Source organism: Micromonospora sp. NPDC053740, from assembly GCF_040677775.1.
Taxonomy (GTDB): Bacteria; Actinomycetota; Actinomycetes; order Mycobacteriales; family Micromonosporaceae; genus Micromonospora; species Micromonospora alfalfae.
Genome location: NZ_JBFASO010000007.1, coordinates 119,462 through 132,665, shown reverse-complemented (window position 1 = coordinate 132,665; position 13,204 = coordinate 119,462). Strand labels below are relative to the sequence as shown.

The window sequence follows — 13,204 nt, the reverse complement described above, 5'->3', positions numbered from 1 at the left end:
CCGGCCGGCCCGCTGCGGGAGGCCGCGGTCCCGGTGTTTTCCCGACCCTGGCCGGAGGTAACGCCGGACTCCTTCGCCATCGCCGTTCGGCCTCCGACCAGCCCCGACGCTGCCAGAGTGGGATCGTGGGCGGCTACCGGCGGGGTGGACAGCTGGGACCGGCCGTCCCGATCGCCCCCGGCGCGCGGGTGGACAAGTTCGAGGTCTTCTTCGATCTGGTCTTCGTCTTCTCGTTCTTCATCATCACCCGCGCCACCGCCGCGAACATCACCAGCCGGCAACTGCTGCACGCCGGCCTGGTGCTCGCCGTGCTGTGGTGGATCTGGGTGGTGCACAGCCTGGTCGCCACCCGGGTCCGGCTCGGCGAGGGCTACGTGCCGGTGCTCATGGTGATCGCGATGGTCGCCCTGTTCGCGTTCGCGCTGGCACTGCCACAGGCGTTCACCGACCCGAAGGGGAGCGCCGCCGGCCCGATGCTGGTGGCGATCAGCTACGTCGTGGTCCGTGGCATCCACTGGGTCCTCTATCAGCACGTGGTGCGGGACAGCCCGCAGGAGCGGCGGCAACTGCGGCGGTTCGCCCCGGAGCTGGCGGTGAGCATCGTGCTGCTGCTGGCCGCCGCGCTCATCCCGCCGCAGATCGCCGACCCCGACCAGGCCGCCATGGTCCGCGACGGCCTGTGGATCACCGTGGTGGTGGTGCAGTACGCCACCGGCTTCATCGTCGGGACCTGGGGCTGGGGGGTGACCAGCGCCGAGCACTGGACGGAGCGCTACGACCTCATCCTGATCATCGCGCTGGGCGAGTCGATCATCTCGACGGGCGTGGGCGGAAACCTGCTCGGCAAGCCGGTCACCTGGCCGGCGGTGGCCGCCGCCGCGCTCGGCATCGTGGTCACCGCGGCGCTCTGGTGGGCGCACTTCGACTTCATCGGGCCGGCCGCCCGGATCGCCCTGCACGCGGCGGAGGGCGCCCCCCGGGTGGCGATGGCCCGCGACGCGTACGCGTACCTCTACCTGCCGATGATCGCCGGGGTGATCCTCTTCTCGATCGGCAACGAGGAGGTCCTCCACAAGATCACCGACCCGGCCGGCGGGCTCGCCGAGAAGGTCGAGGGGCCGGCGGTGCCGATGCTCTTCGGCGGCTTGATCTGCTATTTCGCCGTCAACCTGCTCTTCCAGTTACGCACCCTGCACACCGTCACCTGGACCCGCGTCGGCGTCATAGTGGCGCTCACCGCGGCCCTCCCGGTCGGCCAGCACCTGCCGGCGCTGGGCGCGCTCACCCTCGCGACAGTGATCTGCGTGGCGCTGGTGGCCGTGGAGGTGATGGTGATGGCGCAGTCCCGGCACGCGTTGCGGGCCGCCGTCTTCCAGGAGCGGACCACCCACGAGGCCCACGAGGCCGAATGGCGGGCGCGCTGGCACGACGTCCGGGAGACCGACGAACCGACCACTCCGTGACTGCGGCGTTCCCGGGTTGGGGGGCGTGACCGGCCGGCCCTAGACTTCGACGCAGCGTCGCAGTGCACCCGGCCCGAAGGCCGCCGTGGGCATGGAGGCGCGGGGACAGCATGGGACGAAACGTGCACCCAACAGGTTCACCGGCCGGCCGGCTCGCCGCCGTCGGCAATCAGATGATCGAGATCCACCTCTGGCTCAGTGCGGAACTGGCCCGACTGCAGGCAAGCCTCGACACCCCGTCCCGGGACCTGCGGGCGCACTGCCTGACCTTCTGCGCCGCGCTCGGCCGACACCACACCGGTGAGGACGCGGGCGCGTTCCGGTTGCTGGCCGAGGAGGCCCCCGAGCTGCGGCCGGTCATCGACAACCTGATCACCGATCACGAGGTGGTGGCGGGGATCCTGGAACGGGTCGAGGCACTGCTGGGCGGCGACGCGAAGGTGCCGGTCGCCCAGGTGCGCGCCGAGCTGGGCGGGCTGGCCGCCCTGCTGGAGTCGCACTTCCGCTACGAGGAGAAGCGTCTGGTCACCGCCCTGAACGCGCTCACCGGTCGAACCGGAACGACAGAGGAACTGCTCGGTCTGGGCGCGCCCGGTTCCCGCTAGCCGGCCTCCGACCCCGCTGCGGTGCCGGATGGCCGCTCGTAGAAGCTGATCTTCTCCCGGAGGTGGTCGTACTGGCGCTGGAGCAGGCGCATCTGCTCCTCGACCCGCGCCGCGTGGTGGCACAGCAACTCGTGCCGCTCGTCTGTGGTGTGCTCACCGTCGCGGGCCAGTTGCGCGTAGCGGCGCATCTGCGCGATCGGCATCCCGGTGTCGCGCAGGCAGCGGAACAGCACCAGCCAGCCGAGGTCGTCGTCGGTGAAGACCCGCTGCCCGCCCGACGTGCGCTCAACGTCAGCGAGTAGGCCGATCTTCTCGTAGTACCGCAGAGTGTCCAGGCTGAAGCCGCTGCGGCGGGCGGCCTCCGAGGGGGCGTAACCGCTCATGTCGCGAGATGGTAGTGCTTGACCTGGAGCGCGCTCCAGGTTGGAGGCTGCTGACCATGACGACGACACGGACGCTGGGACGCAGCGGCATCACGGTGAGCGCGATCGGAATGGGGTGCTGGGCCATCGGCGGCCCGCTCTGGGGTGACGACGGGCAGCCGTTCGGCTGGGGTGAGGTGGACGACGACGAGTCGATCCGCACCATCCACCGGGCGCTCGACCTCGGGGTGACCCTGTTCGACACCGCCAGCAACTACGGCGCCGGGCACAGCGAGCGGATCCTCGGTCAAGCACTGGCCGGGCGGCGGGACAGCGTGGTGATCGCCACCAAGTTCGGCAACGTCAGCGAGGAGGGCACCCGGCGGGCGCTCGGCACGGACGCCAGCCCGGCCTTCGCGGTGCGCAGCCTGGAAGACTCGCTCCGCCGGCTCGGCACCGACCACGTCGACCTCTACCAACTGCACATCAACGCACTGCCGGTACCCGCCGCGCTCGATCTTGTCGACACCATGGAGGCCCTGGTCGACCAGGGCAAGATCCGGGCGTACGGCTGGAGCACCGACGACCCTGCCTCCGCGGAGGCGTTCGCGGCTGCCGGCCCGCACTGCGCGGCTGTCCAGCACGACGAGTCGGTGTTGCGCGACAACGCGGCGGTGCTGGCGGTCTGCGACAAACACGACCTGGCCAGCCTCAACCGTGGGCCGCTGGCGATGGGGCTGCTCACCGGGTCGACCCGGGCGGTCGGGGCGGATGATGTGCGCGGGCGGGCACCGGAGTGGCTGGAATGGTTCACCGACGGCCGGCCGACGCCACGCTGGGCGGCCCGGGTCGACCAGGTCCGCGCGGCGCTTACCGCCGACGGGCGCACCCTCGCGCAGGGCGCGCTCGGCTGGCTGCTGGCGCGTAGCCCCCGTACCGTGCCGATCCCGGGTCTGCGCACCGTGGCCCAGGCCGACGAGAACCTGGCCACCCTGGAGCAGGGCCCGTTGAGTGCCGAGTCCTACGCCGAGGTGGAGCGACTGCTCGCCGACCTGCGCACCCCCTAACCCCCTCCCCCTCGCCGATCTTGCAGTTGCTGTCCCGACGAAACGGATGTGTCGGGGTGTAACGGCGACAGAAAGTGCAAGATCGGCGAGGGGGTGCGTCCGTCGGCGGCGTTCTGGACGAAGATGGGGGTATGCGGATCCTTCTGGCCGGCGCTTCCGGTTTCCTTGGCACACGACTGGCCGACCTGCTCGTCCGCGACGGGCACGAGGTCACCCGGTTGGTCCGTCGGTCGCCGCGTGACTCGAAGGAGCGGCGGTGGGACCCGGCCGCCGGGCAGCTCGATCCGGCCGTGGTCGCCGAGGCCGACGCAGTGGTCAACCTGGCCGGCGCGGGTGTCGGCGACAAACGCTGGAACGACGACTACCGACGGTTGATCCGCACCAGCCGGGTGGACACCACCACCACGCTGGCGACCACCATCGCCGGGCTCCCCGCCGCCGACCGACCCGGCGTGCTGCTCAACTCATCGGCCGTCGGCTGGTACGGCAACACCGGCGACCGGGCGGTCGAGGAGGACGCACCGGCCGGCGAGGGCTTCCTGGCCGACGTCTGCCGGGTGTGGGAGGCCGCGACCCGGCCGGCCGAGGACGCCGGGGTACGCGTGGTCCGGCTGCGTACCGGTCTGCCGCTGCACAGCGAGGGCGGGTTGCTCAAGCCGCAACTGCTGCCGTTCAAGCTGGGCATCGCCGGCCGGCTGGGCAGTGGCCGACAGTGGCTGCCGTGGATCTCGATGGCCGACTGGCTTGACGCGACCCGCTTCCTGCTCGACCGCGACGACATCGCCGGACCGGTGAACGTGGTGGGGCCAAACCCGGTCACCAACGCCGAGTTCACCCGCGAGCTGGCCCGGCAACTGCACCGCCCGGCGATCATCCCGATCCCCGCGTTGGCGCTCAAGGTGGTCCTCGGCGGCTTCTCCCACGAGGCCCTCACCAGCACCAGAGTCCTCCCCGGAGTCCTCACCAGGGCCGCCTACCCCTACCAGCACCCCACCCTCCCCGAAGCCCTCCACGCAGCCCTGACTCCCTGACCCCGGTGGTTCGGCCCTCGGCAGAATCAGCTGCCAGCGGGTCGTCGGTGGGCCGGCGTGGGCCGATGCTGGACCAATGGCGACCTTCTCCCTCCAGGCCACCCCGACCGACGCGGCGAGCTGGGCCGAGCTGGCCCGTCGGGCCGAGACCGCCGGCTTCGACGCTCTGCTCGCCGCGGACCACCCCGGCGACGTGACGTCACCGTTCGTGGCGTTGGCCGCCGCCGCCCCGGTCACCTCGACGATCGGGCTCGGCTCGTACGTGTCGAACCTCGGCGTACGGGAACCGATGCTGCTCGCGGCCGACGTGGCCACCCTCGATCTGATCTCCCGCGGACGGGCCCGGCTCGGTGTCGGCGCCGGTCACACCCCGGCGGAGTGGCGCGCTGTGGGCCGGGAACGCCCCGACGTGGCCGGTCGGGTCCGCCGTTGCGTGGCCGTCGCCGAGGCGGTCCGTGCCCTGCTCGACGGCGCCTCGGTCAGCGTCGACTCGGCGGAGCTGACGATGCGCGAGGCGGTGCTGCGCGAACCCCGGCCGGTGCAGGACCGGATCCCGCTGACGATGGGTACGGCGAACTCGACGCTGCTGCGCTGGGCCGGCGCGCACGCCGACGTTGTCGGGCTGACCGGGTTCGGGCGTACCCTCGCCGACGGCCACCAGCATGAGGCGCGCTGGCGGGCCGACCAGATCGAGGCGCAGTTGGCCTGCGTTGCCGCCGGCGCCGCCGGACGAGCCGACCCGCCGGCGCTGGAGGCGCTGGTGCAGACGGTGGTGATCACCGACGACGCCGAGGCTGCCGCCGTGGAACAGGCCCGGCGCAACGGCATGACCGCCGCCGAACTGCTGACCACCCCGTTCGTGCTGATCGGCACGGTGGGCGAGATCATCACGGCGGTCGCCGAGCACGAACGGCGCTGGGGGGTGACCCGGTTCGTGGTCCGCAGCGACGCGCTGGATCCGCTCGCGCCGGTCCTGGCCCGCCTGACCTGAGCCCCCGCCCCCCTAACCCTGTTGATCAAGAGGTCTGCGTCATTCGGGAGCCGGAATCTGACGCAAACCTCTTGATCAACAGGGGCAGGCGGGTGGGTGGGGGGCTCAGCAGCCGATCACCCAGTAATTGGGGGCGGTTTGCTTGAGGGCGCTGGTGTAGAAGGTGTTGTAGAGGCCCATGCGCTGGTTGGAGCCGTTGGCGTAGGCGTAGCCGCCGGACTGGTACGCCCGACCCGCTGCCACGTGCGCGTAGTTGCTGGCCGTCACGCAGGTCGGCGGCGTGGTCGGGGTGGCCGTCGGGGTCGGGGTGGCCGTCGGGGTCGGCGTGGGGGTGGCCGTCGGGGTCGGGGTCGGGTTGGTCCCGCCGCCGTTCAGACCGAAGAAGAGCGCGTCACGGTACGTCGAGCAGATGGTGTCCAGGAAGTACGCGCCAGCGGTGCCGCACTGCTCGGCCGCCGAGCCTGGGTCGACCGGGGTGCCGTGGCCCATCCCGGAGATCCGGTAAAGGCGTACGTCGTCGTTGCCGTACACCTCCAGGCTGGTGTTGCCGGGCAGCGACGAGGTGCTGGTCGGGGTCTGCGACACGCCTCGCACGTTGGTCCACTGGTCGCGCGACTCGGTGCCGTTGAGCGGGGCGACAGTGGTGTCCGAGGTGCCGTGCCAGATGGCCACTCGGGGGCGCGGGCCGGTGTAGCCCGAGTACGCGCCCCGCACCAGGTCGCCCCAGGCCGCGGGGGTCTTGTCCGCACCCGGGTTCATGCAGCTGAACGCGTTGACCATGCTTGTGGCGCAGCGGTACGGAATCCCCGCGATGATCGATCCGGCGGCGAAGACGTCCGGGTAGGTGGCCAGCATGACCGCGCTCATCGCCCCGCCCGCGGAGAGCCCGCTGACGTAGACCCGGGAGCCGTTCACCCCGAAGTTCGCGTTGGCGTGGTCGACCATCTGCTTGATCGACAGCGCCTCACCCTGACCTCGGGCGGTGTCCCCCGCCTCGAAGAAGTTGAAGCAGGAGTTGGCGTTGTTGCCGCTGGGCTGCTGGGCGACGATCAGGGCGAACTTCCACTGGTCGGCGTACTTCTGCCAGCCGGAGTTGGCGAAGTAGCCGGAGGCGTTCTGCGTACACCCGTGCAGCAGGACGACGGCCGGGGAGTTGGCCGGCAGGCCGTCCGGCCGGTAGGCGTACATGGCGAGGTTGCCGGGGTTGGAGCCGAACCCGGTGACCTGCGTGAGGGTGGCGGCTTGGGCTGGTGCGGCGACGGCGACCGCGCCCGCGACGGCGAGGGCGAGCCCGGCGACCGCACCGAGCAGCCGGGTGAGGGTGGACGAGGAGCGGCGCACGGCGGCCTCCTGAAGGGGCGGACTGTGAACTGGGTCACGGTCGAGTTGCCGAGACGTTACGACGATGTGTCGCCGCTATGACATGGGGCACACTCACACATTCACGACGGACGCTGTGTACGTCAGACAGTCGACGTGGCGGACCGAATCCGTCCCCAACGGTCCCGTCCTTGCAGGTCTGACCGGCCCGTCCAGGTCCGGTTGGTAACGTCCGCTGCGTGCCGTCCTCCCCGTCGCTGGCCACCGGGCCCGCACCCGTGCCACCGCCGCACACCGTCCGGGACCGCCGGGCCGACCTGATCGTCGTGCTGGTGGCGCTCGCGCTCGCCGTCTGGGTGACCAGTGGGCTGTGGCGGGACCCGAACGTCCGCACCATCACCGTCAACTCCAGCGACCAGGCGTTGTTCGAATGGTTGCTGGCCTTCGGCGGGCACGCGGTCACCCACTGGGAGAACCCGCTCTTCACCTACCTGATCAACGTCCCGGACGGTGTGAACCTCGCGGTCAACACGACGATCACCGTGTACGCGGTGGTCTTCGCCCCACTCACGTACCTGATCGGGCCACCGGCGACGTTCCTGGTGATCCTCACCCTGAACCTGCTCGCCACAGCCCTGGTCTGGTACTGGCTGCTCTCCCGGCACCTGGTCCGCAGCCGGCTGGCCGCCGGGGTCGGCGCGCTGTTCATCGCCTACTCCCCCGGCATGGTGTCGCACGCCAACGCGCACCTGAACTGGACCGCCGGTTGGCTGGTGCCGCTGCTGATCTGGCGGCTGTTCGCGCTACGCCGCGCCGGGCACTGGCTGCGGGACGGGGTGATCCTCGGCGTGCTGGTAGCGGTGGCCTTCTCGATCGCCGCCGAAGGGCTTTTCTTCGCCGCGCTGGCGCTGGGGTTGTTCGTCGCCATCTGGGCGCTGCACCCGGCCAACCGGGCCGAGGCCCGCGTCGCGCTGCCCAATTTCCTGCGCGGGCTCGGGGTGACCGCCGTGGTCGCCGGTGTGCTGCTGTCGTACCCCTTGTGGTTGCACTTCGCCGGGCCGCAACGGTTCCACGGCACCGGCTTCGACCCGGTGATCCACTCCGAGGACATCGCGGCGTTCGCCGCCTTCCCGCGCCGCTCGCTGGCCGGTGAGGCGGGGCTGGGCACCTCGCTGGCACCGAACCCGACCGAGGAGAACTCGTTCTTCGGCATCCCGCTGCTGGTGCTCAGCGTGCTCTGTTTCGTCGTGCTCTGGCGGCGGGCCGACCCGCACCGCCGGGCCACCCTCTGGGCGCTGGGCGCCGTCGCGCTGATCTTCTCGGTGCTCTCCTTCGGCCCGATCGCCAAGGTCGACGGGCGACGCACCGACCTCCCCATGCCGTTCGACCTGCTTGGCCAACTGCCTGTGGTGAACGCCGCGCTGCCCGCCCGGCTGGCGCTGGTGGTCGCGCCGGTGATCGGGCTGCTGCTGGCGTACACGGTCGACCAGTTGCGCGCCGCACCACCCCGGCACCGCTCCACGGAACTGGCCTGGCTGCTGGGTTTCGCGGTGGCCTTGGTGCCGCTGCTGCCCACCCCGCTGCTGACCGACGAGCGGGAGCCGATCCCGCGCTTCATCACCTCCGGCACGTGGCGGGACTACGTCTCACCCGACGGGGTGCTGACCCCGGTGCCGCTGACCGTGGACATCTACCCGGACGGCCAGCGCTGGCAGGCGTACGCGTTGTCGCACCGGCAGGGCGAGTTCGCCATCCCGGGCGGCTTCTTCCTCGGCCCCGGCGGGCCGGACGGCCGGGGCCGGATCGGTCCGGTTCCGCGCACCCTGAGCGCCCTGATGGACCAGGCCGGTCGTACGGGCCTGGTGCCCATCGTCACCGACGGCACGATCCGGGAGGTCCAGTCGGATCTGCGGCACTGGCGCATCGAGACGGTGGTGCTCGCCGACCAGGTGCACGGCGCGAAGTTCGAGGTTGACGAGGAGGCGCTGCTGCGTACCGGCACCGCCCTGTTCGGCGAGCCGCAACGGGTCGACGACGTCTGGGTGTGGCGCATCCCGCCCGCCGATCGGTAGACCGCGACGCGGCCGGCCGGGGCATCACGACCGGCCGCCGTCGCGTCTAATGGGCCGATGAGATTGACCGGTGGGCGATTGCGGCGTGCCGCCGTGGTCGGGCTCGCGCTGGGGCTCGTCGCGCTCAGCGCGCCAGCCGCGAACAGCGTCGCGCTCGGCGCGCCAGCCGCCAGCGCCGCGAACAGCACTGCCACCGACAGCACGGCCGGCGGGAGCACGGCCGGCGGGAGCACGGCCGGCGGGAGCACGGCCGGCGGGAGCACGGTCGGGGTGGTGCCGAGCCGGGTGCGCGATCCGTGGCTGTGGCAGGCCACCGTGGGGCAACGACCCGCCGGTCCGGCCGCGTTGGTGTTCTTCACCGACCGCACCCGCTACTTCGAGTCGACAGGCGTGCTGGTCGCCCGGGACGGCGCCTACCGGCTCATCCCGATCGGCATCGCCGAGGGGCACGGGCTGCTCTCCCCCGACGGGCGGCACTACCTGCGGCCGCAGTCCGGCGAGCTGCTGGACCTCACCACCGGCCGGCAGCGCCGCACAGTGAAACCCGGGCTGCACCCTTTCGCCTGGTCGCCGGATGGGCGGCGCGTGCTCGGCACCCGCAGCAACGACGATTCGGTGATCAGCTACGGGCCGGACAACCAGCAGCTGAACGACCCGGAGAAGCCCGACGACCTGCTCGTCGTCGACCCGTACCAGGGCACCGAACAGGTCGTCGCGGCCGGCACCTTCGCCGCCCACAACCAGGCGGCCTGGTCACCCGGTGGCGACCTGGTGGCGGTCACCGGCCCACCGGACGTGCCTGCCCAGCTCGCCGAACGCCAGCGACTGGTGGTCGTCGACCCGGCCGGCGGCGGTCCTCGCTGGCAGGTCGACCTGGGCGACCGGCGGACACTGGCCGGCCCCGCCGCCTGGCACCCCGACGGCCGGCGGCTCGCGCTGCTCGCCTTCGACGGCTGCGCCGGGCCCAGGTGCACGGCCGAGCAAGCGGCGGCGCGCACCTGGCGAATCGAGTTCCTGGACACGGCCACCGGTCAGGCGGTCGGCCAGGCCCTGCCGGCCGGCACCTCGGCCAGCGGGATCATCGGCTGGCGCGCGGACGACCCGATCCTGCGGTATGTCAGCGATACGGAGCAGGACACGGACCGGCAAGCCCTCCTCGCCGCGCTGTCGCCCGACGGCGGTCGCGAGGTGCTGGTGACCACGCCGGTCGGGTCGACCGACCTGATGGTGCCGGCCGACCTGCTGACCCGGGCCGCGTTCAATGGGCCGGAGCCCCGGCCGTCACCGTTCGCCGCCCCGCTGTGGGTCTACCTGACGCTGGGCGTGCCGACGCTGCTCGCGATCGCTCTCATCGTTCGCCGCATCCGCCGCCACCGCGCTGCGACGGTCCCTGCTCCGGAGTGACAACGAGCCGCCGAGCGGTGCGGCCGAGCGACACGACGACGTCCTCGTGAGGCGGCTCACCAGGGAAGAACGCCTCTGACGGGACTAGGCTGGTTGCCGTGACGACGACGACCCCCGGCCTCACGGCCGTCCGTGCCGGCCTGCTCGACTACCAGGCCGCCTGGGACGAGCAGCGACGCCTGCACGAGTCGGTGGTGGCTGGCGAGCGCGGCGACACAGTGCTGCTGCTGGAGCACCCGAGCGTCTACACCGCGGGCAAGCGCACCGAACCGTGGGACCGACCGACGGACGGCACTCCGGTCGTCGACGTGGACCGCGGCGGCAAGATCACCTGGCATGGGCCGGGGCAGCTCGTCGGCTACCCGATCCTGCGCCTGCCCGACCCGGTCGACGTGGTCGCCTACGTCCGCCGTACCGAAGAGCTGCTCATCGACGTGTGCGCCGAGTTCGGGCTGACCGCAGGCCGGGTCGAGGGGCGCAGCGGGGTGTGGGTTCCCGAGGACGACAGGGGGCCGGCCCGCAAGGTCGCCGCCATCGGCATCCGGGTGGCCCGGGGCGTCACCCTGCACGGCTTCTCGATCAACTGTGACTGCGACCTGACGTACTTCGACCGGATCGTGCCGTGCGGCATCCGGGACGCGGGCGTCACCTCGCTCACCGCCGAGCTGGGCCGCCCGGTCACCGTGGCCGACGTGCTGCCGGTGGTCGAGCGCCGGCTGTCCACCCTCGTCACTGTCTGACACCGGCCGCGCGCCGGGTGACCGAGGGTCGCCTACCCTCGGTCGGGTGCAGATCGATCTCGTCACCGTCGTCGTCACCGAGTACGACCCGGCCATTGCCTTCTTCACCGACGTTCTCGGCTTCGAGCTGGCCGAGGACACCCCGTCGCTGACCAACGACGGGCGGCCGAAACGCTGGGTGGTGGTCCGCCCGCCGGGCGGCGGCACCGGGCTGCTGCTGGCCCGCGCGGACGGCGAGCGGCAGCAGGCCGCGGTGGGCGACCAGACCCACGGCCGCGTCGGGTTCTTCCTCCAGGTCGACGACTTCGACGTCACCTACCGCCGGATGGCCGAGATGAACGTCGAGTTCGTCAAGCCGCCCCGCACCGAGCCGTATGGCCGGGTCGCCGTCTTCCGGGACGTCGCCGGCAACCTCTGGGACCTGCTCGGTCCCGTCTGAGCCCCTGCCGGCCCGCTCCACGCGAACGAGTGGGCCGGCAGGGCACAGTGCTACGGAGTCAGGCGGTGCAGGTCCCGCGGGAACGCGGTGACCTCCCTGATGTTGGCCGCGCCGACCAGCCGGGCCACGAACCGTTCCAGGCCGATAGCGAAACCGCCGTGCGGTGGCATGCCGTGCCGGAACGCGTCCAGGTAGCCGGCGTACGGCTCGACCGGCTCGCCCCGGGCCGCCAACGCCGCCAGGTAGTCGGCGTGCCGGTGCAGCCGCTGCCCGCCGGTAACCAGCTCCAGACCGCGAAAGAGCAGGTCAAACCCGTTCGAGTACGCGGGCCGCGCCGGGTCCGGGTGGGTGTAGAAGGGCCGCTTCGCCATCGGGTAGCCGGTGACGAAGAGGAAGTCCGACAGGTGTTCGCGGCGGGCCCACTCGCCCAACGCCCGTTCGTGGGCGGGCGCCAGGTCCGGTTCGTCGGCGGGCGCGCCGGCGATCGTCAGCGCCTCGGTGAAGTGCACCGCCGGGATCTCCGTGGGCACCTGCGGCGGCGTGACGCCGAGCGTGGCCAGCGCGCCACCGGCCCGCTCGCCCACCGCGCCGAGCATCCCGTCGAGGGTGTCGCGCAGCACCCGCATCACGTCCCGGTGGTCGGCGACGAAGCCCAACTCCGCGTCGAGTGACGTGTACTGCGCGAGGTGCCGGACGGTGTCGTGCGGTTCGGCCCGGAACACCGGCCCCACCTCGTAGACGCGTTCGAAGACGCCGACCATCAGCTGCTTGTAGAACTGCGGCGACTGGGCCAGGTACGCGGGCCGGCCGAACCAGTCCAGCGCGAACACGTTCGCCCCGCTCTCGGTGCTGGAGCTGACCACCTTCGGCGTGTGGACCTCCACGAAGTCCTGGGCGTCGAGTGCGGCCCGGAACCCGGACACCGCTGCCGCCGAGATCCGCAGCGCGGCCGACCGGGTGGGGTGTCGCAGCGCTGTGGGCGCGTTGTCCAACTGGGTGGGCAGGCTCGCGGTGAGCGCCGGCCGGTACAGGTCGAACGGTGGCGGTGCGGCGGGCGGCCCGAGGAGACGTACCGTCGGGTCGGTCAGCTCGACCCCGGCGGGCGCGGCGCCGTTCGCGGTGGCCGTCGCGGTGACCTCGACGACCGTCTCCTCGGTGAGTTTCTCCAGCTCGGCGCGGACGGCCGGGTCGGTGACGACCACCTGGGCCAGGCCGGTGGCGTCGCGCACGATCAGGAAGGCAACCGACTTGAGCAGTCGGCGGCGGTGCACCCAGCCGGCGATCCGCACTGTCGTGCCGATCCTGGCGGGCAGTTGCTGGGACAGGGTTCGTTGCATGGCGGGCTGCTCCTCGGTCGATCGCCACGCCGTCGCCGCCCTGGGGTGGCGAAAGCGTCGCATCAGCCCCAGGGAGGTGTGGGCGAGCGGGAACCTCGCGGTGCCACCACACCTTCGCCCCCGCCTAAGCGGGGGCCTCGTTCGTCGCCTGATGACCGGGGCCAGCCGGGCGGGCTCTACTGGGCGCGGGGAGCCCGCGGCCGTTCTTCCCGCAGCTCGGGAGGGTCTTCGCGCCCCGGTGCCAGACCGCCTCTCAGCACCGGCGGCTCTCTGCACTGGCGGGTCGGGGGCTACTCGGCTCCGTCGTCGCTGTTGCCGGCGACCGTAGCACCCGATTCCCCGATCTGTGACGCCCTTTTCCAACCGGCCGGTG

General features: G+C 71.9%; 12 protein-coding genes. 9 read left to right on the top strand and 3 right to left on the bottom strand.

The annotated features are described in order from the left end of the window. Positions 1-125 precede the first annotated feature (125 nt). On the top strand, positions 126-1,463 hold the full coding sequence (locus AB0K35_RS19700; protein WP_238667466.1) for a low temperature requirement protein A: 1,338 nt from the start codon (positions 126-128) through the stop codon (positions 1,461-1,463). Positions 1,464-1,573: 110 nt separating this feature from the next. Further along, the gene (locus AB0K35_RS19695; RefSeq protein WP_363886725.1) at positions 1,574-2,068 is read left to right on the top strand and encodes a hemerythrin domain-containing protein; all 495 of its coding nucleotides are present in this window, start codon (positions 1,574-1,576) and stop codon (positions 2,066-2,068) included. On the opposite strand, the gene AB0K35_RS19690 is transcribed toward AB0K35_RS19695, so the two are convergent. Continuing rightward, complete coding sequence (locus tag AB0K35_RS19690) at positions 2,065-2,451, bottom strand: MerR family transcriptional regulator (protein WP_238667468.1); 387 nt, start codon at positions 2,449-2,451, stop codon at positions 2,065-2,067. The two genes, AB0K35_RS19695 and AB0K35_RS19690, sit on opposite strands and share 4 nt — an antisense overlap. 56 nt (positions 2,452-2,507) lie before the next feature. On the opposite strand from AB0K35_RS19690, the gene AB0K35_RS19685 reads away from it, so the two are divergent. The 3 genes from AB0K35_RS19685 to AB0K35_RS19675 all read left to right on the top strand — a co-directional run bounded on the left by AB0K35_RS19685 (position 2,508) and on the right by AB0K35_RS19675 (position 5,519). After that, positions 2,508-3,497 (top strand): aldo/keto reductase, encoded by a 990-nt coding sequence (locus AB0K35_RS19685; protein WP_238667469.1) that lies wholly within the window; start codon positions 2,508-2,510, stop codon positions 3,495-3,497. A gap of 131 nt (positions 3,498-3,628) precedes the next feature. Next, a complete protein-coding gene (locus AB0K35_RS19680; protein ID WP_363886721.1) occupies positions 3,629-4,528 on the top strand; it encodes a TIGR01777 family oxidoreductase in 900 nt (299 codons plus the stop codon). Between the two features lie 76 nt (positions 4,529-4,604). Beyond that, entirely contained in the window at positions 4,605-5,519 is a 915-nt protein-coding gene (locus AB0K35_RS19675) for an LLM class flavin-dependent oxidoreductase (RefSeq protein ID WP_363886719.1), read from the top strand. Between the two features lie 105 nt (positions 5,520-5,624). Here the strand turns inward: AB0K35_RS19675 and AB0K35_RS19670 are convergent, their stop codons facing one another. Beyond that, entirely contained in the window at positions 5,625-6,860 is a 1,236-nt protein-coding gene (locus AB0K35_RS19670; protein ID WP_363886716.1) for a PHB depolymerase family esterase, read from the bottom strand. 218 nt (positions 6,861-7,078) lie between these two features. On the opposite strand from AB0K35_RS19670, the gene AB0K35_RS19665 reads away from it, so the two are divergent. The 4 genes from AB0K35_RS19665 (at position 7,079) to AB0K35_RS19650 (ending at position 11,494) form a co-directional block, all read left to right on the top strand. After that, the gene (locus tag AB0K35_RS19665) at positions 7,079-8,911 is read left to right on the top strand and encodes a DUF2079 domain-containing protein (RefSeq protein WP_363886714.1); all 1,833 of its coding nucleotides are present in this window, start codon (positions 7,079-7,081) and stop codon (positions 8,909-8,911) included. A gap of 57 nt (positions 8,912-8,968) precedes the next feature. Further along, positions 8,969-10,315, top strand: a complete 1,347-nt coding sequence (locus tag AB0K35_RS19660; protein WP_363886711.1) for a hypothetical protein — start codon at positions 8,969-8,971, stop codon at positions 10,313-10,315. Positions 10,316-10,413: 98 nt separating this feature from the next. Then, positions 10,414-11,055, top strand: coding sequence for a lipoyl(octanoyl) transferase LipB (gene lipB / locus AB0K35_RS19655; protein ID WP_363886708.1), 642 nt, complete (start codon positions 10,414-10,416; stop codon positions 11,053-11,055). A gap of 46 nt (positions 11,056-11,101) precedes the next feature. Continuing rightward, entirely contained in the window at positions 11,102-11,494 is a 393-nt protein-coding gene (locus tag AB0K35_RS19650) for a VOC family protein (RefSeq protein WP_363886706.1), read from the top strand. A 50-nt stretch (positions 11,495-11,544) separates the two neighbouring features. Here the strand turns inward: AB0K35_RS19650 and aspS are convergent, their stop codons facing one another. Further along, entirely contained in the window at positions 11,545-12,831 is a 1,287-nt protein-coding gene (gene aspS, locus AB0K35_RS19645; protein ID WP_363886703.1) for an aspartate--tRNA(Asn) ligase, read from the bottom strand. Between the last annotated feature and the right edge of the window lie 373 nt (positions 12,832-13,204).